Here is a 21,145-nt window from a genome sequence, read left to right on the forward strand (position 1 = left end):
TGTCGCAATCCACACCGAGCCAGAAGGCCCTCACTCATTTCAAGATCACCGCGCCGTGACCCCTGTCACCAACCTCCGTGGTCAGTACAGCTAGGGCCCGTGTGATGTTGTGATCAATATTGCGGTTCCATGTTCACTCGAAACTGGAATCCGATAGGACTCTGTGTGACGCGTAGACAACTCACGTACAACACTTGAGTAGTTGCCCTATCCCAGGAAGGTCGCCCACCGGGTCTATGCGACCGCCTCACTGGAGGCGTTCCTAGAGGGGCGCGTCGAAGCGTTCGCTGGGCGAGGCAGCGGACCCGGTCTACCGGGACGTCGTCTCCAAAGGTTCGAATTCGCCGCGCAAGGAGAGCATGTCTTGAGTGCCGTCCATCGCCGGGATCCACCGTTTGCGCCCGTATACGGCGATCGCCTCGATGAGCTGCTTTCGCTGCGTCTCGCTCAGAGGGCCGAGAACACACACGGGGGGCCGCATCGCAGGGTCCATTGTGACGATTCGCAGACGCTGGTATGGCCAGCCTGCCGGGCGCAGCAAGGTGAAGGGCGGTGCGGTGGGCTCAAGATCGAGATGCACTCCTGTGAATTCATGAAGCGACGAACTCTGGATGCGCTGGATGACGACGCGTTGAATGTCCTTCCAAGCGAAGCTATCACTGCCGGCCGCCGTGGCTGTTGTAATGCCCCCGGATCCGATGATCAGGCTCCAGCGAGACCCAACTATGCGAGCTCGGTCATCCTTCACTCGCCTGACCGTTGCATTCAGCAAGAAGCACAGCTGCACGGGCACGACCAGGCCGACAAAGAAGCCAACCAGAGGGATGACGACGGCCATCGCTTTTTGGATACCATTCATAGACGACGGATCTACATCGACGATACTCGCGAAGTAAAACAAGCACAGGCTATCGACGATGCAGAGCAGCAATGCCAGCAGCCATTGCTGGATAAGCGATCGTTTCATCTTGGAATTCGTATATGATGAAAGAGGCTCATTTCCAGTCCACGAGATCTGAATGGACCCAGGTTCGTTCACCTGGGTCGGCGGGTGGGGCTTCGCCTCTTCGGGCTGCGCGAGTCGTTTCAGGGCCTCGTCGGCGGTGGGGCGATCCTCGGGGGCACCAGCCAGCATCTCCCGGAGGAGACCTGCCAAAGGTTCGGCCCGCCCCGTGGCGCGTGGAGCCTGATGCTGCGCTGCGAGAAGGTCGTCTTTAGGGAAGGGCAGCTCACCCTCTGCGGCTTCGTAAAGTGTGACTCCGAGTGAGTAGATGTCAGACCGAACGTCCCCGCGAATTCCCTGCCAGCGCTCCGGTGCGGCGTAGCCGGGTGTTGCGAGCACCATGTGGGTCGCGGTGATCTTTGAGTCCGTCTCATGTACCGCGATCCCGAAGTCCGTGAGAAGGATCTGGCCTTCGGTGGTGAGCAGCACGTTGGCTGGCTTGATGTCTCGGTGGGCGAGCCCGATGCCATGGGCGGCCTTGAGCGCTTTCAAAAGCCCACGCCCCAGGGAGATCACCCTGGCTTCCGGCAGAGGACCGCTGCTCAGTTCGTCAGCCAGCGAGTTTCCGTCCGCCAGTTGCATGACAATCCACGGGGCTCCGTCGACCTCGATCACGTCGTACACAGTGACGATGTTGGGGTGGCCTCGCAGCCGCGCGGCGTTGGCTGCCTCTCGCTCCGCGCGTGCGAGGAACTCGGCGCGCTCTTCGTCGGACAAGCTTTTGGGCAGATGCATTTCCTTGACCGCAACATCGACGCCGAGCCGGGTGTCCCGGGCTCGCCAGACCCGCCCGAAGCCTCCCGAGCCCAGCTTGCTGACCAACTCGTAACGCCCGCCGATCACCTGCCCGTTCCCCACGCTCACCGTTCGTCCCCTCCGACATCGCCAGGAGCCATGTTCCCGCCAGAGACGGGCTGGACAAGAAGATTCCACGCCTGCACGAACCGTTCCCAATGACGGGTGGGATACGCATCGGCGGCGTAGGAAGTGCACTTGAGCCGTCGGGCAGGTGCAGCAACGTCAGACCCGTGCCGAGGATGCCGAGGCCGCCCGAGTGCACCGTGGCCACCACGAACGGCCCAACACCAGCTCCCGATGCCGACGGAGCCATTGTGAGTTCTCGGTCCTAGGGCGTGATGTTGTGATCAGCCAGTGGTCGGCAGGAGATCATCGATCCAGATCATCGAGGCGCGAAGGTGGAGGCCGGCGAGGTAGCTCTCGGGGGTCTTGTCGAACCGTGTGGCGATGCCTCGCCAGGCCTTCAGCTTGTTGATCAGGCGCTCGACGGTGTTCCGCTCCTTGTAGAGCTCGGCGTCGTGGCCGACGGGTCTGCCGCCCCTGCTGCCCTTCCTCTTCCGGTTGGCGGCCTGGTCCTTCTTCTCCGGGATGACCGCCTTGATACGCCGTTTGCGCAGGTAGGCGCGGTTGCCGCGGGACGAGTAGGCCTTGTCCCCGGCGACCGCGTCGGGCCGGGTGCGTGGACGACCGACGGGCACCCGGACCCGTACCTTCTTGAGCACGGGGATGAACTGTGGGCTGTCGGCGGCCTGTCCCTCGGTCAAGACGAACGCCAGCGGGCGACACTTGCGGTCGCCGGCGCAATGGATCTTGCTGGTCTGTCCGCCCCTGGAGCGTCCGAGCAGGGCGGCTTTCAGTCGGAGCTTGTGTCGGCGTCGGATGCGTCGCCGTTCTTCCCGTTCCGGGTCGTTTCCGGCGTTCTGCCCATCTTGTTCTTGCGAGCCGCCCCCTTTTGGCGGGCCTTCTCCGCCTCGTCGGCGGCTTTCTCCAGGGCGGCCAGAGCGTCGGAGTCCAGGTGCATCCCGGCGGCGTCGTGATGGGCGCGGACAGTGGTGGAGTCCACGCTGACCAGGGACAAGTCCACCTCACCCCGCTTCGCGGCCTCCGCGATCATCCCCTCCGGCAGGGCCTCGAAGACCCCGGCGTCCCTCCAGACCCGGAAGCGACCGTAGACGGTCGACCAGGGACCGAACTCGGAGGGCATCTCCCGCCACTGGGCGCCGGAGCGGAACCGCCAGATCACTCCCTCGAACTGGTCCCGCAGTCTCTCGGGATACGGGCCGTACTCGCCGATCGGCAAGTACGGCTCGATGAACGTCCACTGCTCGTCGGTGAGTTGCCTACGCGTCACACACAGCGTCCTACCGGATTCCGCTTTCGGGTGAGCACGAAACCGCAATATTGATCACGACATCACACAGGCCCTAGTACCTGTATCTGCGGTACCGGCACGGCGAGGGGAGCGTCGAGCAGCATCCGAGCGAGGATCCCGACACGTGGGACGGCGAGGAGTCCAGGCTCTGGATGGAGTGGGACGACGGGACCAACGGCGGCTGCATCGAACTCGCCGACTTCCTTGCCCTGGCCGACCTACGGCTGGCACCGGACGCCGAGCTCTCCGTCTAACACGCATCGACACCTCAGGGGTCTAACTCGTCAAGCCGGGCGCTCCACGCCTCCGTGTAACCTGTCGGTCTGTTGGAACAGATTGAGGGTCCGAAGGTGGACGTCAAACGACCGCATGCCGCGATCGAGCTCCCTGAAGGGTCCTGGTGGGACTGGGATGTCCTCGCCTGGGACAGTGGTCAGTTCCGGCTCGCAGCCGATTACGACCTCAGCTACCACCACGGGCTGGAACTGGCCTTCACCGCCCCGCTCTTCGTCAGCTGCCCGGCGGCCTTTCACGATCCAGTCTTCCGCGCGCCCACGCCCGAGGAGTCGCTCAGGGTCACACGGCAGCTTGGCGGAAGGCCGCCTGTGCTGAGGTACTGGCGAGCGGATTCGGCCCCCGACCAGCGGTTCGCTCCGTGGGTTCAGCCCCCAGGTCCGTGACGATGCCGGGTTGGGAGTCACCGGACGTCTGGGGAGACCTGTCGCCTGGAGAGGGCCAGCTTGCGTCGTTCTCGGTCAAACTCGATGACGACAACCGAGACCTCGTCGCCGACCTGGACGACCTCCTCTGGGGCTTCCACGGGTGTCGTTGTGAGCTCTCGAAGGTGGATCAGTCCCTCGATCCCGTCGGCAACCTGAACGAAGGCGCCGAATGGGACCAGCTTGGTGACCTGCCCATGCAGGGTTTGGCCCACCGCAATGCCGTCTGCGATGGCCTGGGAGGGGTCCGGCTGCGTCGCTCGCAGGGACAGTCTTGCCTCGCCGTTCCAGGTGTCGAACTGGAGGAACTCACACGAGACGCGCTGGCCGACCTGAACGACGTCCGAGGCTGCTTCGAAGCGCCGCCAGGACAGTTCGGGGATCGTGATAAATCCGACGCCGGGATAGACCGGGTGGTCGGGGCCGTCGTCCAGCTTCACGAACACGCCGAACCGCTCGATCGCTGCGACCGTCCCGGAAAGGATCTCGCCGCGTTGAAGTGACGCCAGAAACCCCCAGAGTTCCGGATTCTCGGTGGCAGCCATCGACATCCGGGCCCGGCCTTCCTCTTGGTCGACGGCGACCACCTCAGCAGTGATCCTCTGCCCGGCTTGCACGGCTGCAGAAGGACTCTGACGCCAGGACACGTCCAAGGGTCCGACCGTCCCCAGCGGGAGCGCGGGGAATCCGTCCAGAGTCACGGCGACCCCGTGAGATCGAGTGACCGCTGATGCGGTTCCGTGGCAGACGTCACCGACGTTGAGTGCTGCCAGAAAGTCCCGGGAATCCTGATCGTCCGATGCTCCGCCCATGCCATCCAGCCTCTCATGAGTGGCAGTTCGCCGGCCCGGCACCATTCGTCAACCATGGCTACGCGGGATCTACGACCGTGTGAAGGCCCAGCCGTACGCCCGCCCGTTCTAGTTCGGATAAACGGCGGCGCCGACCTGGGAGGAGATCGGACCGCGCGTGCACGCCGACCTGGAGGGCGCGTGGATCTGTGCACACAACGCCCACGTGGACTACGGCGTGCTGCTGCGGCACATGCCCGAGTGGAAGCCGGCCGGAGTGCTGGACACCCTGCGGCTGGCTCGCGCGACCTACCCGAAGGCCGGCGGCTACAGCCTCGACGCGCTGATCACCATGACCGGCATCGACCTCGCCGCCGTCCCCGGCCAGCGCCGCCGCGCCGCCTACGACGCCTACGCAACCGCACTGCTGCTGCTCGACCTCGCCGGACACTACGACACCTGGGACGCGCTGATCACCGCCGCTGTCCCGCCCGGTATGCCCGGCTCCCCCCCCTGCCCACCCCCGAACCAGAGGAGCCAACCCTGTGGTGACACCCGTTCGCCTCTACATCGCCGGGACCCACTCGACCGGCAAGACCACCCTTGCCCGGCGCATCGAGATGGAGCTGCGCTCCACCGGCATCAAGGTCGCCCGAACCGGCGGCTTCGCCAAGCGCGCCGCAGAACTCGGCTTCCCGAAGATGACACGCCATACCGCCCAGTCCACCGCCTGGATCATCAGTTCCACCCGCGCCGCCGCGCTGGAAGCCGAACTCGCCGCCGACGTAGTGATCGTGGACCGCCCCACGTTCGACGCCCTCGCCTACTACCTGGCCGCGCTCCAGCACCGTGACGAGCAACCGGACCCCGAGGAGCTGTCCCGCCTGACCGGACTGGCGCAGCTGGCCAGCCCCCGGCCGGCGGTGTTCCTGGCGACCCTCCTGGACCCGGCGCTGCCGCTGGCCGTCCACCCGGGCAAGGACCCCGACTGGACCGACGCCGCGTTCCGCGAGGCCGTGGACCAGCAACTGCACCGGGCCTTGAAGGCGTACAGCGTCCCGCACATCACGGTGCCCAGCGACGGGCACGCTGAGACCGTCGAGATGGCGGTCGAGGAGATCACCGCCGTCTGGGAGGCGACGGCATGAACACGATGATCACCATCGCGGGCAAGCCGGTTCCCCGCCTGGGTCTGGGCACCATGCACCTGACCGGCGCGGGCGCATGGGGCGGCCCGGCCGACCCGGCCGACACCCTCGCGCTGCTGCGCACGGCCGTTCACGACCTCGGCATCCTGCACGTCGACACGGCCGACGCCTACGGTCCGCGCACCGTCGAGGAGCTGATCCGCGCCGCGCTGCACCCCTACCCGCAGCCTCTGCTGCTCGCCACGAAGGTCGGCATGGTCCGGCCGGCGCCGAACGTGTGGCGCCCGCTGGGCCGCCGCGAGTACTTGCGCGCCGCCGTCGAGGCGTCCCTGCGGCGCCTGGGCACCGAGCGGATCGACCTGTGCTATCTGCACCGGGTGGACCCGACGGTGCCGCTCGTGGACCAGGTCGGTGAACTCGCGGCTCTCCGGCAGGAGGGAAAGATCGCCGAAGTCGGCCTGTCCAAGGTGACACCCGAGCAGATCCAGGAGGCCTGCAAGGTGGTGCCGGTCGCCGCGGTGCAGAACTGCCTGAACCTCGCCGAGCCGGACGACGCGGCGGTGGCGTACTGCCAGGACCACGGCATCCCGTACGTCCCGTACCGGCCACTGCACGCCGGGCAGCTCGATCCAGCGAAGGCGCTGCGGTGGTTGCTGGACCTCGGGCCGCACGTGGCGCCGATCCCTGGCACCGCCGACCCCGAGCACCTGCTCGGACTCGACGCGTCCGCGAGCTGAGCGGGAGGCACCCCGATGGCGAAGATCTGGATGCCCCGCGAGGAGTTCGTCAATACGCTACCTCGCGCGCTGCACAGCTCCAGCGTGCTGCTCTTCGACCCCGAAGGGCGGCTGCTGCTCCTGCACGACTCCTACAGCGAGGGCAGGGCCGCCCGGGGCTGGCCGCAGCGCTGGTGGGCGCCGGGCGGCATTCTCCAAGATGGCGAAGCCCCCGTGGACGGGGCCCGGCTGGAGACCCTGGAGGAGACCGGCCTGCGGCTCGACGGCGAGCTGTTCCCGGTGGGTGTGGACTTCCTGTCGCCGGCCGAGGGCTGGCCTCCCGTCAGCAGCTACTTCTTTTCCACCGGACCGCTGACCTGGGAGCAGGTCGAGTCGATCACGCTGTCGGAGGAGCATGACGACCACCAGTTCCATCAACTCGCTGACTGGGAGGGCAAGGTGTCGGCCACGATGCAGGCGCGGCTGACCGCGCTGGTCACCGCCTTCGCGTACGAGAGCCAGATCGTCCTGCACTGCGGCAGGCCGATGTGATCTGGGAGCAGCACGGCCGCGCGACGGTCTTCACCGCTCCCCGGCTGTCCATCCACCGGGATCAGGTCACCCGGCCGGACGGGCAGCGCAGCGAGGTGTGGATCACCGAGCAGCCGGACGGCGCCCTGATCGTCCCCGTGGACGACGACAGACGGATCGGCATGGTCCGCTCCGTCACTTACGTCCACGGGGAGGTCGTCACCTCTCCGGGTGGCCATGTCGAGCCGGGAGAAAGCCCGTTGGAGGCCGGGCAGCGGGAACTACGTGAAGAAGCGGGGCTCATCGCCCGGGAGTGGACGCCGCTGGGGAACGTCGCCCTGCTGACCCACAACACCGCCCGGCTGCACTTCTTCCTGGCGACTGGCTTGACCGTCGGGCAGCAGCAGCTGACCGGATCGGAGACCGGGATGACTCTGGAGTGGTGGGAGCAGCGGGACGCAGTCGATGCCGCGTACGACGGACGACTCACCTTGTCCGGCGCGTCGTTGGGCATCCTCATGGCCTCCCGCTACCTGGAGCGCTCCGACGCGGACAGCCGATCATCGTAGGAATGCGAGGCGTTGTGTGCACGGCGTTCATCAGCTTCGCCCCGGACTCGGCGGTGCCGGTCGTCCTGCTCGCCGTCCGAGACGAGTGCACCGACCGGAAGTGGCTGCCACCCGGCCGCCACTGGCCGTCAAGCCCCGCCATCACCGGCGGCCTGGACCTGGCGGCGGGCGGAACGTGGCTCGCGGTCGCCCCGGACACCATGGCAGGGTCGGCCGAGCCGGTGGCCGCCTGCCTGCTCAACGGCTTCGGCCAGAAGGCGCCCCAGCAGCAGCGGCTTTCCCAAGGAGCGATCCCGCTCCTGGCAGCTGCCGGCAAGGAGCTCACCAACTGGCAGATCGAGCGGTACGACCCATTCCACTTGGTCCTGGCCCGGCCCAGCGGCGTACGCGTGATCAGCTGGAACGGGAGCATCGCGGAGGACCACCAGCTACCCGCTGGTCTGAGCGTCGTGCTCAACGACGGCCTGGACGGCCAGACGGGCAGCCCCACCGGTCCACCGCACATCCGCACGACGGCGGCGGCCCGCGCGGCGCACTTCCGGACGCGACTGCAATACGCTGCCCGCCCTGAGCCCGCAGCCGGCCGGCACGATGACGCGTGGGGCGAGTGGCTGCCGATCGCTCGCGGTGACGGCCTACCACCGGACGACCCGGCAGCCCTGATACGGCGCCTGGAGTCACCGAGCGGACGTGTCTGGGGCTCCGTGTCACTCTCCATGGTCGCGCTCGCACCCACGCGAGTGCGCTACGACTTCGGCGCCGTCGTCGACTCCAGCCCCGGCTCCTCGGCCCGGATCGTCCTGGAGCCGATGCTGATCACTGCCGACCTGCAGACCGTGATCACGAATGCAGGTGACAACTACCGCGCGTAGACGGTGCCAACTACCGCGCCTCATCTTCCGGCTTCGCCCGAGCCGTTGCCGCGTTCGGTGATGTCCCGTCTCAGTCGATCTGGTCCCTGTCTCAGATGATCTGGTCCGATTCGCTCGCCGTCTCAGTTGATCTGGTCCGTCTGAGGCGGTCGGTGTCCGGTCTCACCGGATCTGGTGGTGTCTCACCTGTCTCAGGTGGTCTGTCTTTGGGCGGTGGGCGGAGAGGTAGGTTCTGCGTAGGTTGCGCAACTGAAGGGGGCCAGCTGTGGCAGAGATCGAGGTACCGGGGCCGGACGGGATGTGGGACCCGGATTCGTCGCCGTGGGGTTCAGGGGGTGGCGGCGGGTCAAGCGGAGAGTTGATCGGCGGCCGGTACCGGCTCGTGGAGCTGATCGGGCGAGGCGGCATGGGCCGTGTGTGGCGGGGCCGGGACGAGACGCTCGAGCGGGATGTCGCCGTGAAGGAGGTGATGTTCCCACAGGGAATAATCGCCGATCAGCGGGAGGTCCTTCTCCAGCGCGTCCTGCGCGAGGCGCGTGCGGCCGCGCAGTTGAACCATCCCGGGATCATCACCGTGCACGACGTGGTCGAGCACGCGGGCGCGCCCGTGATCGTCATGGAGTATGTGGCCGGAATGTCCCTGGCCGCGGCGATCGAGCAGAGCGGTGGGCTGCCGGTCCGAAGGGTCGCGGAGATCGGTGCCGCGATGCTGCGCGCGCTCAGCCGCGCCCACGCGGCCGGGATCATCCACCGTGACCTCAAGCCGGACAACATCCTGCTGATGGACGACCGGGTGATCATCACTGACTTCGGCATCGCGCACATGGTGGATTCCACGATCGCGCTCACCCACACCGGCACGCTCATCGGCACACCCGCCTACATGGCCCCTGAGCAGCTCTCCGGCCAGACTCCCGCGCCCGCAACGGACCTGTGGTCGCTCGGGGCGACGCTGTACTGCGCGGTGGAGGGCGAACCCCCGTTCAGCGCCGAGACGTTCACCGCGCTGTGCATCGCCGTGGTCACCGGGATGCCGCGCCCCGCGCTGCGTGCGGAGGGTCTGGGGGTGGTCCTCGCGGCGCTGCTGACGAAGGATCCGGTGCAGCGCGCCGGGGCGGCGCAGGCGCTGGCGGCACTGGAGGAGGTGGCGCGGACGGGCGGGGCCGCCTACGTACCGACGCGCGTCGACACCCCGCCCGCGTCGACACCGGGTGTCGGGCCTGCGGGGCCTGGCGCGCTCACCGCCACCGCGCTCGACCGACCGAACCAGCCGCCGCCCGGCGCGTGGGCTCCGCCGCTTCAGGGCGCTGCCGCCTATCACCTGGGCGCGGCCGGTCCTGGAGGCGGAGCGAATCAGGAGCCCCGGATGTCCGTGCCACAGGGTGTTCCACCGTCGTACCCCGCGCCGGTCCGACGCCGGGCGCCCGTCCCAGCAGACGCGTTCGCGGCCGCCCTCGCGGGCTGCACCGCGATCGCGCTGGTGTGGTTCGTCCTCGCGAACGTACTGATCGGCGGCTCAGTCACAGAATGGCGGTCCTCGGTGTGGATGAACGTCGTGTCGGGCCTGCTCGCGACGCTGGCACTGCTCGTGCCGGCCGCCTTCCTGCTCAAGCGGCACGTATGGGCAGCGTGGACGCTGTTCGGACTGTCCCTGCTGTGCGTGGTGGGGCTCTTCCTCCCGCAGCCGGGCACGAGCTTCGACGCCCATCTCCACTTCGTGCTCGGTTTCCACAGGAGCAACGGGGTCGCGATCGGGCTGGCCTTGATCTTCTCTTTCCTCACGGCGATCGCCGCGGTGATCGCCGCGACGGCGCGGCTGCCACGGCGCTGACCCTGGGCAGCGGACAGCGGGGGAACCGGAGATATGGAGTTTCAGACGACGCTCAACGTCCCACGCCGGACTGAACCTCGAGGTGGCATCGGACCAGATCACCCGAGACGACGCACGCCATTCGTGCCCCCAGGGACCAGGTCAACTGAGACTTCCAGCGACCCACCGTCTCAGATGATCTGGTCGTCGCAGGTCACAGCCCTTGATTGAGACCAGATCAACTGAGACGGGACCGGTGACAACTGCCGGGCTTCGGCCCAGCGGTCCGGCATGGTGTGCGGCGGTCCGGCTGTGAGCGCCCTTACTGTAGTCAGGAACCTCGCGGATCAGCACGTCGTTGGCAATTCGACCCGCTACACCGGCGGAGATCACTTATTCCGGAGGCGACGTATTCTCGGGCGACGATCCGCCCATTGGACGTCTCACGCCCAGGTGATCGCTTCGATCAACCGGCGCAGGCGGGCAGGAGCAGGAGCTTCCCGCGGGCGCGCCCGGTCAAGCTGATCTCAAGGGCCTTGCGCCAGTCCGCGAGGGGGAAGGTTGCGGCGACCGGCACGGTGAACCTGCCTTCGGCGGCCAGCTGTGCGAATTCGGGGAAGACGCCGAAGAGTTCGCCGTCAGTCCGCTTCGCGGGGTCTTCGTGAAAGGTGTCGCGCACCCCGAGCTCTGCTGCTGCAGCCAGGTCGGAGCAGGTCAGCACACGCTTGGGATCGCCGCCGACGATCTCGACGAGTGCGGGCAGGGCGCCGTTGGGCGGCGCGGTGTCGAAGGCGAGGTCGACCTGGCCGACACCAAGGGCCTTGACCCGCTCGGCCAGGCCTTCGCCGTAGCCGACCACCGTGGCTCCGAGGTCGCGCAACTGCTCGGCGTACGTCTGCCCGGCGGTCGCGATCACCCGCGCTCCGCGGATGATCGCGATCTGCACGGCCGCGTAGCCGATGGTGGTTCCGGCACCGTTGATCAGGACTGTGCTGTTCACGGCCAAGCCGAGTCGCGCGAGGTGCCAGGATGCGGTGCTCAGCGCCATCGGGAGCGCGGCCGCCCGGATGAGGTCCAAGCCCTCGGGCACCGCGAACCAGTGATCCAGCACGGCGCGCTCCGCCGCGCCGGCGCTCGGCTGGCCGGCGAAGTCGGCGGTGCCGAACACGCGGTCGCCGACGGCCACGTCCGTGACGCCTGGGCCAACTGCGTCGACGATGCCCGAGACGTCGCAGCCGATGCCGCGCGGCAGGCTCCCGGGGAAGAGCCCGCGGCACAGCGCCCAATCGGCCGGGGCCAGTCCGCACGCGTGCACGGCGACACGGATCCGGCCGGGTCCCGGCTCGGGCACGGGAGCGGTCTCCAGGCGCAGGACGTCGGCGGGCTCGCCGTTCTCGTGGAAGCACACCGTGCGCATGGTGCCCGGCGCGGAAGCGGGTACGGACATGATCTCCTCCAAGGGCTAATCGGAACGCGTTCCGTTTTGCTCGGGGTCTAGACTAACCCCCACGACCCGCTCAAATGGAACGCGATCCGATTAGACATGACCACCGAACCGACCCCGGCGGCCCACCAGCAGATGCTGCGCGCCGATGCCGCGCGCAACCGCGAGACCGTGCTCGCGGCGGCGACCCGAGCCTTCGCCACCTCCGACACCGAGCCGTCAATGCGCGCGATCGCCCGACAGGCGGGCGTCGGCGTGGCCACCGTCTACCGCCACTTCCCGACCCGGGAAGCGCTCGTCGACGCCGTCTACCAGGACCAGGTCGTCCGACTGACAGCCGGGGCAAGCGAGTTGCTCGCCAACCATCCGCCCGCGCAGGCACTGCGCCTGTGGATGGACCTGTTCGCACAATGGCAGGCCACCAAGCACGGCATGACCGACACCCTGCTGGCCATGATCGATTCCGGCGAAATCTCCCTCGCCCACACCCGGCAGGAGCTCCTGTCGGCCATCACCACGATCCTGGATGCCGGCGTCGCCACCGGGGACATTCGCGCCGACGCCCGCGCCGACGACGTCTCCGCCGGCATCCTCGGCATGCTCGCCGTCGCCGCCAAGTCCGCAGACCCCGCCCAGGCCCAGCGCCTGCTCGACCTCCTCATGGACGGCCTCGGTCCGCGCTGAGGCTGCTGACAGTTCCCCACCGAGAGAACGTGAACTCATCTGCTTCGACGAACAATGCACACAGGGAGGCGAGGCTGGACAGGCCGCAGAGAGCTCAACCAAGCGGCGGGAGCGGTCCGCGGCCTCCGTCGGGCGGAGCTACAAGAACGCCCTGCGGCTGTTCTGCAACTACGTGACCGATGCCCCTGGGAGATCTACCGCCCGCGTCATGTTGCATCTGACGCAACATCGTTGCACCAGTCGCGGAAGCCGCGCCGCAGACCACCCGTCCGGGCACCAGCCCACGGGCCGCGCCGATGAAATCCCTGATCACGGCCATTCATGCGCGGCGCCGCATGTTGCATCCGATGCAATACCGCTCATTACTGTAGGTGCAACGTGAGTCGAGCGGTGGATCTCCCCGGTGCAGCGCACCTGATGCTGACGGCGGGCATCTTCTATCTCGCCCTGACCTTGCCGTTTACCGTGGTCGGCCTATGTCCGAGAAACCGGATTTACACAGAGTCAGTCCTGCAGGTCTTCCATCCGGTCCAGGAGGGTAGCCAGCATTACAGAGCGTCCCTCTTCCACACGAGACACCAGCTCTCGTAGCCGCCGCATGTCTTCCTGGCCCAAGGCAGGCTCAGACTCGCCTCCGGCTACTCACACGCCGCCGACGTCGTCGGCGTCTTCGTGCCCGCGTTGGAACAGTTCTTGGGCAACTCGGCCGGACTGTCGCCAGCCACCGTCATAGGCTGACCACCTCGATGGGTTCGTGGCTGCGGTCGCCGCGGACATCAGTGAGGACCGCGACGCGGCACTGCGGTCCTTCGGCAACGCAGTAGGGAGGCACTGCCCCCGAACCCCGCAGACGATGCCATCCAGCTCGCGCCAACCCGGTTTGCGGCCCGGGTGAGCTCCCGCAGCGTGCCCGGCTGTCGGTGGGATAGCAAGCCATTGTGCGAAGCGGTGTCGCAGGATGAGTCGTGCGTGTCACTGTGTCTGTCTGTGACGACGGCAACACGTTCGGGGGAGGCTTGGTGGCTGCCTATAGGAAAACCGACGGCATACGGACGCAGCAAGCTGTGTTCGTGGGCCCGCACCAGTTGCTGCGGCCGTTGGGCGAGGGTGGGATGGGGGAGGTGTACCTGGCCCGCTCACCCGGGCTGAGACTGCTCGCGGTGAACGTGATCAGGGCTGAGTACGCCGAGGACCCGCAGTTCCAGCGACGCTTCCGGCAGGAGGTCGAGGCCGCGCGGCGGGTGACCGGCTTTCACACGCCACCCGTGGTGGACGCGGAACCGCGCGGTCGCCGGCCGTGGATGGCCACGTCCTACTTACCTGCGCCGGACCTCGGCGAGGTTGTCCTGCGGTTCGGCACCCTCGGCGAGACGGGAACACGGGCCCTGGGAGCGGCCCTCGCCGAGGCATTGGCCGCGATCCACGCGGCCGGGTTGGTGCACCGTGACCTTAAACCGGGCAATGTGCTCATCGCGCGGGACGGTCCGCGCGTCATCGACTTCGGGATCAGCCGCGCCTTCGACGCCGCACACCTGACCCGGACCGGCATGGTGTGCGGCACACCCGGCTACGTTGCCCCCGAACGCATCGTCGCCGACTCCGCCACCACCGGCGCGGCCGACGTGTTCTCGCTCGGCTGCCTACTGGTGTACGCACTCACCAGCCGAACGCCGTTCGGCGACGGTGAACCCGCACACGTCAACCGCCGGGTCGTGTACGAGGAGCCAGACCTCTCCGGAGTGCCCGCCTCGCTGCTCCCCCTGGTGGCCTCCTGCCTGGCCAAGGACCCCGCCCAGCGGCCCGCCGTGACGGCCGTGCTGGGCGCACTGGCCCCAGCCGATCCTGCGGCACTGCTGAGCCCGTGGCTGCTCGCCGACCTCGACGCCCGGGAGCGGCAGGCCGAGGCCGACCGGGGCGCGCCGCAGGCCGATCCGCCCGCGCTGCCGGTGCGGACGTGGCAGTCGCTCACCCGCCGCGGCCTGCTCGGTCTCGGGGTCGGGGTCGGCGCGGTGGCGGCCTGCTCGGTCGGTGTCCCGCTGCTGCTCGAACGGCGCACGCAGGCGGCGAGCAACAGCGCGACGGTGGGGCAGGCCTCGAACCCCTGGGGTGCCGCCGCCAAGCAGCCGAGCCCGCTGCCGGGCGGGCCGGCCCCGGTGTGAACCCAGACGCTGTCGGGCTTGATGGAGGCGCAAATCTCACTGCTCGGCCCCACTGTGGCCTGGTGGGCGGAGGGACAGGGCGCCTTCGGCTACGACACGTCGACGGGACGCCAACTCTGGTCCTCGGCACCGGACTTCCAGGCTGTCGAGGAGGCAGGCGGCCTGCTGTACGCGCCGTCGGCGGACCTGCAGACCCTGTCGTGGCTGGATTCGGCGGGCACCAGCCACAGCAGCCCGCTCGGCTCGACCGTCCCCACCGCGCAGCAGATGAACGCCCAGAAGAGCCTGCGGGTGCTCGGCGCTCAGGGCCGGGTAGTGGTGTTGGCCTTCCAGACCGTGGAGGAGGGCGGCGGGAATGGTCCCCCGTTGGACGCCACGCCCTGCTCCCGGCCCACGCGGGGTGGTTCCCCAAACGCGGAACGAGGGGGCCTCAGCTCCCCCTGTCGCGCTACCGGGGTCTCGCACTGGCCCACGTCCCGAACATTGCGGACCCGAGCTTGTACGCGGGCATCTTCGCCCCGGCCCAGTTCAGCCCAAGGCTCGGCAGTGGGGGCAGGTCCAGTGGCCGGGTTCCGAGACCCAGCACGTCCATGCCATCGCCTCCCCTCCCTCGTCGACGAAGGAGGCGTGAGCGCACAACACCGTCGATCAGCGCAGGCCCGCGGTCTACTCGCAGGTGGCCCGCCCCGGACAGTTCCATCGCTCCGTGGCGGGCACGCTCGGCGCAGGGCTGTCGGTGCTGCCGTCGAGGCCGGCAGCACCGATACCCCACAGTCACGATAGTTCCAGGACCCCCACCACCCCCGACCGCCGTGGGCTGACGGTCCGTGTCCCCCCAGCGGGAGGACCCCCTCCGCCCCCGGCGGATCCCCCCTCCGATCATGGCTCAGCCCTACTCGGCCGAGTACACCAGCGCCCCACCCACATAGGTCCGCAGGACTCGGGCCGCGCAGATCTCCTCCGCCGGCGCGGCGAAGAGGTCGCGGTCGAGCACCACCAGGTCCGCCAGTTGGCCGACTCGCAGACTGCCGGTGTCGTCCAGCCCGTTGACGTGCGCCGAGCCCGCCGTGTAGGCGGCGACCGCGCTGGCCAGGTCGAGACGCTGCTCGGGCAGGAAGACCCGGCCGTCGGTGGCTCCCGGTTCCGTCCGGTTGACCGCGACGTGCAGGCCGGCGATCGGGTCGGGGCTGCTGACGGGCCAGTCGCTGCCGGCTGCGAGCGTGGCGCCGGCCCGCAGCAGCGAGCCGAACGGGTACTGCCAGGCGGCGCGTTCGGGACCGAGGAACGGGATGGTCAGTTCGTCCATCTGCGGCTCGTGGGCGGCCCACAGCGGCTGGATGTTGGCGATCGCACCGAGCCGGGCGAAGCGTGGCACGTCGTCGGGGTGGACCACCTGGAGGTGGGCGAGGTGGTGCCGGGTCGCCCGGCGGCCGTTGGCGGCCCGGGCGGCCTCGACGGCGTCCAGTGCTTCGCGCACCGCGCGGTCGCCCAGGGCGTGGAAGTGCACCTGGAAATCGAGCTCGTCCAGCGCGGTGACGTGGGACCGCAGAGCCACCGGATCCACGAAGCTCAGGCCGGAGTTGGCCGTGGCGCAGCCGCAGGCGTCCAGGTACGGGCTGCTCATCGCGGCGGTGAAGTTCTCCGCGATGCCGTCCTGCATGATCTTGACCGAGTCCGCCCGGAAGCGGCCGTTGCGCAGTGCCGCCCGCCGGTCGGCCAGCTCCGGGATCTGCTCCGCGCCCCGGTCGCGGTCCCACCAGAGGGCGCCGTTGACCCTGGCCGTGAGGGAACCGTCCCGGGCGGCGGCGAAGTAGGCGTCCGAGGGGTCGGGCTGGCCGTTGAACTCGCCGAGCAGGGCGTCCTGCCAGCCGGTGATGCCGAGCGAGTGCAGCAGCGCCTGGGCGCGCAGCAGCCCGGCCAGCCGTTCGGCCGCGCTCGTCGGTGGAACGAGCCGGGCGACCAGGCCGGTGGCGCCCTCCTGGAGGACGCCGCTGGGCGTGCCGTCCGGCTCCCGCTCGATCCGGCCGTCGGCCGGGTCGGGGCTCTGCCGGGTGAGGCCGGCGAGTTCGAGCGCGCGGGTGTTGGCCCAGGCGCCGTGGTGGTCGCGGTTCAGCAGGTAGACCGGGCGGTCCGGAACCACGGAGTCGAGCAGCTGCCTGGTCGGCAGACCGCCGTCGAAGCTCTCCATCGACCAGCCACCGCCGGTGATCCACGGCCGCTCGGGGTGGTCGTCGGCGAACTCGCGGATCCGCCGCAGGTATTCGTCGACGCCGGTGGTACCGGTGAGGTCGCACTGGGCGAGTTCCACGCCGCCGTAGACGGCGTGGATGTGCGAGTCCTGGAAGCCCGCCAGCAGCAACTTGCCGCGCAGGTCGATCACTTGGGTCTTCGGGCCGATCAACTCCCGTACTTCGTCGTGGCCGACGGCCGTGATCCGCTCCCCGGTCACGGCGAGGCTGCTCGCCCGGGTTCGGGCGCCGTCCCCGGTGTGGACGGGACCGTGGGTGAATACCAGGTCGGCCTGGTGCATGGAGGTGCTCCAACTGGGGTCGGCGGCCCTTGGGGAACCGCGGTGGGAAGGGGCGCAACGGCGAGCAATTCGTGGATCAGGCGGCGCCGACCGGGGCCTCGGCGACCGGTTCTATCCCGCCGGTGAAGTACGGCGAGCGGCGGTGCCAGCGGGCCCAGGCAGCGGCCAGCAGCCCGGAGCCGACCATCAGCACCGGCACGAGCAGCTCGAACCACCCGTTGTCCGCGGTGAGTTCGAAGTGGTCGGCCGAGGCGTAGAAGCTCCAGGCGAGGTATCCGCCGACGGCCAGCAGGGTGACCGCGCCGAGCAGCGGGGCGACGACCACCCGCAGCGCCTCGACGGGTGAGGTGCGCAGCAGGTGCCGGAAGCGGACGGCGGCGGCGACGGCGGTGAGGGCGTAGTAGAGGGCGACCACGATGCCGATCGCGTTGACGGCGGCGGAGATCAGCGAGCTGACGGTGGGGATGACCAGCGACAGCAGGGCGAGGCCGACGGCGACCGCCGTGATCAGCAGGGTGCCTGCGGCGGGGGTCTGGTGGCGCGGGTGCAGACGGGTCCAGACGGGTCCGAGGGTGCCGTCGCGGCCCATCGCGAACATGCCGCGTGCGGTGGGTACGACGGACGCCTGCAGCGAGGCGGCGGCCGAGAAGGTCAGGGCGATCAACGGCAGTGCGGCGAGCGGCTGGTGGGCGAGCCGGTTGCCGAAGTAGGTCAGGCCCTGTGCCCCGTTGCCGACCAACTCATCGATGGGAAGCACACGTTGGAAGGCGGTGCCGGCGAGGACGAAGAGCAGCATCATCACCGTGAGGGCGATGAAGCCGCCGCGAGAAGCGTCACGCGGGTCGTGGACCTCCTCCCCCACGCTGAACACCGACTCGAACCCCCAGTAGCAGAACACCGCGAGCACCATGCCCTGGGCGAGGGCGTGGAAGGAGGGGATGCCGAACGGATCGAACCAGTCGAGCGAGAAGGGCTGGGTTCCGGCGAACAGACCGTATCCGCAGAAGCCGAGCAGGACGGCGTACTCGAAGACCAGCAGGTACTTCTGCAGCCGGGCGGCGAGGTCGAGCCCGCGCACCGCGACCAGCGCCGAGGCGATCAGCACGACCATGCCGATGCAGGTGCACTGCAGCGTGGAGTCCGGGCTGAGGGACAGTCCCGCGATCCGGTGCACGGTGGCAGCGGCGAGCAACTGGATCACCGCCGAGCCGGTCACCGTGGTGGTGTAGGCCATGAACACGACGGTACCGAGGATGTTGACCCAGCCGGTCAGGAAGCCCAGCCACGGGTTGAGGGCGGCGCCCACCCACCGGTAGCTGCTGCCGGCGTCGGGCGCGACCCGGTTGAGCCGTCCGTAGCCGCCCGCGATGGCGAGCACGGGCAGGAAGGCCAGCAGCATGATCGCCGGCAGGTGCAGGCCGACGACGCCCGCCATCAGGCCGAGCCCGATGCCGATGCTGCTGGTGGCCGCCGTGCTGGAGGCGGCGAGTGCCATGGCGCCGCCGACGCCGAGCGACCGGCGCATCGCGGGCTCGGCGGTCGTGGCGGCGGTCGTGGAGGCGGTCGTGGAGGCGGTCGTGGAGGCGGTCGTGGAGGTGGTGCGGGTGGTTCGGGATCTCGGGTCAGGGTCCGCGTCGTTGAGCGTCGCTGCCAACGGGTCACCGCCGTCTGTGTGGGGGGAGTTCGACCGAAGGGGCCGGGTGGCAGGCCATGCAACAGGCAAGCCCTTCACACGTCAATGCCGTTGTCGTAAGGTCCCGGCCATGGCTGACCGAGTGACTCCCGAGCCGCAGCGGCGGCGCAGAAGACCCACCAAGCAGGGCACGGTCCTCTCCGAACACGTCATCGTCGACACCGCCTTGCGGCTGGTCGGGCTGCACGGCGCGCAGGCGCTCACGGTCCGGCGCCTCGGCGCCGCGCTAGGCGCCGATCCGAGTGCGATCTACCGGTACTTCCGCAGTACCGACGACCTCCTGCTCGCCATCGCCGACGAGCTGATCGGCCGCGCCCAGCACGGCTGGCGATCGACCGGCGACTGGCGGGCCGACCTTCGCGCCATCGGACTTCGCATCCACTCCGCCTACCTGGCGCACCCCCAGGCAGCCCTGCTGGCGGCCCACCGGACAACCGGGCGCGACAACGAGATCCTGGCCGTCGAGTCGATCCTCGGCGTGCTGCGATCGGCCGGCTTCCCGGACCCGGAGGCGGTGCGGATCTACCACGCCCTCGTGGACCAGAGCCTCGCCTTCGCGGCCCTCGACGCGGCCGCACTGGCCCTGCCCGCTCCCGCCCAGGCGGCCGACCTGGGCGTCTGGCAGTCCCGCTACGCCCGCCTGGCCCCGGGCAGCCACCCCAACATCGCCGCCACCGCCGAACTGCTGACCGCCGACATGCGGCGCAGCGGCTATCCGTTCGCGCTGACTCTGCTGCTCGACGCGATCGCCGCCCGACTGCCCGACCGGAACGCGGACCGGGGGCGGCCTTCGGCGTGAGCTTATGTCAACACCATTGACGTTGAACCGGGTACGGCGGTCAGATGGCGCAACCCCCAGGCCAGCCCCTCCTTGCACCGTAGGAGTCCCGTCATGGTTGATCCCGCCCGCTCGCTCCAGGACGCCGAGCCGCTCCCCTTCTGGCTGGACGACCCGGGCCGGCCGCAGGCGGCCTCGGCCCTGGTGTCCCAGACCCGCTGCGACCTCCTGGTGGTCGGCGGCGGCTACAGCGGGCTGTGGACCGCACTGGTCGCGAAGGAGCGGGACCCCTCGCTCGACGTCCTCCTGATCGAGGCCCAGGAGATCGGCTGGGCCGCCTCGGGCCGCAACGGCGGCTTCTGCGAGGCCAGCCTGACGCACGGCCTCGGCAACGGCTACCAGCGCTGGCCCGGCGAGCTCGCCCGCTTGGAGCGGCTCGGCTCCCGGAACCTGCAGGCCATCGAGGACGCCATCAAGCGCTACGGCATCGACTGCGACTGGGAGCGCACCGGCTCCGTGACCGTGGCGACCGAGCCCTACCAGGTCGAGGAACTGCGGGAGTTCGCCGAACTCGCGGGCCGCTTCGGCGCCGAGCTGACGGTCCTGGACGCGGACGCCATGCGCGCCGAGATCGACTCCCCGACCTTCCTGGGCGGTGTCTGGGACAAGGACGGCGTCGCGATGGTCAACCCGGCGCGCCTCGCGTGGGGACTCAAGCAGGCCTGTCTGGACCTCGGCGTCCGCATCCACGAGCACACCCGGGCCACCGGCCTCGCCGGATCCGGCGCCGGGATCGCCGTGCGAACCCCGTACGGACGGGTCCTCGCCGGGCGCGTCGCCCTCGCCACCAACGCCTTCCCGTCGCTGCTGCGACGCCACCGCCCGTACACCGTCCCGGTGTACGACTACGCGCTGATGACCGAGCCGCTGACGGACCGGCAGCTGGCCTCGATCGGCTGGCGCAACCGGCAGGGCTTCGCCGACAGCACCAACCGCTTCCACTACGTCCGGCTGTCCGCCGACAACCGGATCCTGTGGGGCGGCTACGACGTCGTCTACCACTACGGCGCGCGGGTGCGCGCCGAGCACGACCAGCGGCCGCAGACCTTCGCGACGCTCGCCCGGCACTTCTTCGAGACCTTCCCGCAGCTGGCGGACGTGCGGTTCAGCCACAGTTGGGGCGGCGCGATCGACACCTGCACCCGGTTCAGCGCCTTCTTCGACCTGTCGCACGGCGGCCGGGTCGCCTACGCCGCCGGCTACACCGGCCTGGGCGTGGGTGCGACCCGTTTCGGCGCCGAGGTGATGCTCGACCTGCTGGCCGGTGAGCGCACCGAGCGGACGGCGCTGGAGATGGTCCGGCGCAAGCCGCTTCCCTTCCCGCCGGAGCCGATCCGCTCCGCCGGCATCGGGATCACCCAGTGGTCGCTCGCCCGCGCGGACGAGCAACAAGGCCGGCGGAACCTCTGGCTGCGCACCCTCGATCGGCTCGGCCTCGGCTTCGACAGCTGACGGACCATCACTCTGC

15 protein-coding genes and 1 pseudogene are annotated in these 21,145 nt (G+C 69.2%); 10 read left to right on the forward strand and 6 right to left on the reverse strand.

Annotated elements, in window-relative coordinates:
• Nucleotides 1-310: 310 nt before the first annotated feature.
• The 3 genes and pseudogenes from P3T35_RS23890 to P3T35_RS23900 form a co-directional block, all read right to left on the reverse strand.
• Nucleotides 311-1,867 carry a serine/threonine-protein kinase gene (locus P3T35_RS23890; protein ID WP_180356799.1) on the reverse strand — a complete coding sequence of 519 codons (1,557 nt, stop codon included), beginning with the start codon at nt 1,865-1,867 and terminating at the stop codon, nt 311-313.
• A gap of 281 nt (nt 1,868-2,148) precedes the next feature.
• A pseudogene (locus P3T35_RS23895) lies at nt 2,149-3,152 on the reverse strand (IS5 family transposase).
• A gap of 718 nt (nt 3,153-3,870) precedes the next feature.
• On the reverse strand, nt 3,871-4,479 hold the full coding sequence (locus P3T35_RS23900; RefSeq protein ID WP_348533432.1) for a S1 RNA-binding domain-containing protein: 609 nt from the start codon (nt 4,477-4,479) through the stop codon (nt 3,871-3,873).
• Nucleotides 4,480-5,228: 749 nt separating this feature from the next.
• Between P3T35_RS23900 and P3T35_RS23905 the strand changes: the two genes are divergently transcribed.
• From P3T35_RS23905 to P3T35_RS23930, 6 genes are all read left to right on the forward strand, one after another.
• Nucleotides 5,229-5,831: an AAA family ATPase gene (locus tag P3T35_RS23905; protein ID WP_101385542.1), complete on the forward strand. Its 603-nt coding sequence runs from the start codon at nt 5,229-5,231 to the stop codon at nt 5,829-5,831.
• On the forward strand, nt 5,828-6,568 hold the full coding sequence (locus P3T35_RS23910; protein WP_101384284.1) for an aldo/keto reductase: 741 nt from the start codon (nt 5,828-5,830) through the stop codon (nt 6,566-6,568). Before P3T35_RS23905 ends, P3T35_RS23910 begins: the two co-directional genes overlap by 4 nt.
• Nucleotides 6,569-6,583: 15 nt before the next feature.
• Nucleotides 6,584-7,099 (forward strand): NUDIX hydrolase, encoded by a 516-nt coding sequence (locus tag P3T35_RS23915; protein ID WP_101384283.1) that lies wholly within the window; start codon nt 6,584-6,586, stop codon nt 7,097-7,099.
• A complete protein-coding gene (locus tag P3T35_RS23920; protein WP_101384282.1) occupies nt 7,096-7,647 on the forward strand; it encodes an NUDIX hydrolase in 552 nt (183 codons plus the stop codon). Before P3T35_RS23915 ends, P3T35_RS23920 begins: the two co-directional genes overlap by 4 nt.
• A 2-nt stretch (nt 7,648-7,649) precedes the next feature.
• Nucleotides 7,650-8,519 carry an NRDE family protein gene (locus P3T35_RS23925; RefSeq protein ID WP_101384281.1) on the forward strand — a complete coding sequence of 290 codons (870 nt, stop codon included), beginning with the start codon at nt 7,650-7,652 and terminating at the stop codon, nt 8,517-8,519.
• A gap of 265 nt (nt 8,520-8,784) precedes the next feature.
• Nucleotides 8,785-10,350 carry a serine/threonine-protein kinase gene (locus P3T35_RS23930; RefSeq protein WP_101384280.1) on the forward strand — a complete coding sequence of 522 codons (1,566 nt, stop codon included), beginning with the start codon at nt 8,785-8,787 and terminating at the stop codon, nt 10,348-10,350.
• 445 nt (nt 10,351-10,795) lie between these two features.
• On the opposite strand, the gene P3T35_RS23935 is transcribed toward P3T35_RS23930, so the two are convergent.
• On the reverse strand, nt 10,796-11,746 hold the full coding sequence (locus tag P3T35_RS23935) for an NADP-dependent oxidoreductase (protein ID WP_101384279.1): 951 nt from the start codon (nt 11,744-11,746) through the stop codon (nt 10,796-10,798).
• Nucleotides 11,747-11,872: 126 nt separating this feature from the next.
• On the opposite strand from P3T35_RS23935, the gene P3T35_RS23940 reads away from it, so the two are divergent.
• Together P3T35_RS23940 and P3T35_RS23945 are read left to right on the forward strand one after the other, a co-directional pair.
• Complete coding sequence (locus P3T35_RS23940; protein ID WP_101384278.1) at nt 11,873-12,457, forward strand: TetR/AcrR family transcriptional regulator; 585 nt, start codon at nt 11,873-11,875, stop codon at nt 12,455-12,457.
• A gap of 1,070 nt (nt 12,458-13,527) precedes the next feature.
• Nucleotides 13,528-14,616, forward strand: coding sequence for a serine/threonine-protein kinase (locus P3T35_RS23945; RefSeq protein ID WP_143677022.1), 1,089 nt, complete (start codon nt 13,528-13,530; stop codon nt 14,614-14,616).
• 892 nt (nt 14,617-15,508) lie between these two features.
• Here the strand turns inward: P3T35_RS23945 and P3T35_RS23950 are convergent.
• The gene (locus P3T35_RS23950; protein WP_101384276.1) at nt 15,509-17,146 is read right to left on the reverse strand and encodes an amidohydrolase; all 1,638 of its coding nucleotides are present in this window, start codon (nt 17,144-17,146) and stop codon (nt 15,509-15,511) included.
• A gap of 76 nt (nt 17,147-17,222) precedes the next feature.
• Entirely contained in the window at nt 17,223-18,671 is a 1,449-nt protein-coding gene (locus P3T35_RS23955; RefSeq protein ID WP_101384275.1) for an APC family permease, read from the reverse strand.
• Between the two features lie 238 nt (nt 18,672-18,909).
• On the opposite strand from P3T35_RS23955, the gene P3T35_RS23960 reads away from it, so the two are divergent.
• Both P3T35_RS23960 and P3T35_RS23965 read left to right on the forward strand, forming a co-directional pair.
• The gene (locus P3T35_RS23960; protein WP_101384273.1) at nt 18,910-19,638 is read left to right on the forward strand and encodes a TetR/AcrR family transcriptional regulator; all 729 of its coding nucleotides are present in this window, start codon (nt 18,910-18,912) and stop codon (nt 19,636-19,638) included.
• A gap of 93 nt (nt 19,639-19,731) precedes the next feature.
• Nucleotides 19,732-21,129: an FAD-dependent oxidoreductase gene (locus tag P3T35_RS23965; protein ID WP_101384272.1), complete on the forward strand. Its 1,398-nt coding sequence runs from the start codon at nt 19,732-19,734 to the stop codon at nt 21,127-21,129.
• Nucleotides 21,130-21,145 lie beyond the last annotated feature (16 nt).

This window comes from Kitasatospora sp. GP30, from assembly GCF_029892145.1.
Taxonomy (GTDB): domain Bacteria; phylum Actinomycetota; class Actinomycetes; order Streptomycetales; family Streptomycetaceae; genus Kitasatospora; species Kitasatospora acidiphila.

Bases quoted from the DNA above. Each gene is read 5' to 3' on its own strand.
- P3T35_RS23910 (WP_101384284.1), top strand. From the start codon at position 5,828: ATGAACACGATGATCACCATCGCGGGCAAGCCGGTTCCCCGCCTGGGT.
- P3T35_RS23915 (WP_101384283.1), top strand. From the start codon at position 6,584: ATGGCGAAGATCTGGATGCCCCGCGAGGAGTTCGTCAATACGCTACCT.
- P3T35_RS23925 (WP_101384281.1), top strand. From the start codon at position 7,650: ATGCGAGGCGTTGTGTGCACGGCGTTCATCAGCTTCGCCCCGGACTCG.
- P3T35_RS23935 (WP_101384279.1), bottom strand. From the start codon at position 11,746: ATGCGCACGGTGTGCTTCCACGAGAACGGCGAGCCCGCCGACGTCCTG.
- P3T35_RS23940 (WP_101384278.1), top strand. From the start codon at position 11,873: ATGACCACCGAACCGACCCCGGCGGCCCACCAGCAGATGCTGCGCGCC.
- P3T35_RS23950 (WP_101384276.1), bottom strand. From the start codon at position 17,146: ATGCACCAGGCCGACCTGGTATTCACCCACGGTCCCGTCCACACCGGG.
- P3T35_RS23955 (WP_101384275.1), bottom strand. From the start codon at position 18,671: ATGCGCCGGTCGCTCGGCGTCGGCGGCGCCATGGCACTCGCCGCCTCC.
- P3T35_RS23960 (WP_101384273.1), top strand. From the start codon at position 18,910: ATGGCTGACCGAGTGACTCCCGAGCCGCAGCGGCGGCGCAGAAGACCC.
- P3T35_RS23965 (WP_101384272.1), top strand. From the start codon at position 19,732: ATGGTTGATCCCGCCCGCTCGCTCCAGGACGCCGAGCCGCTCCCCTTC.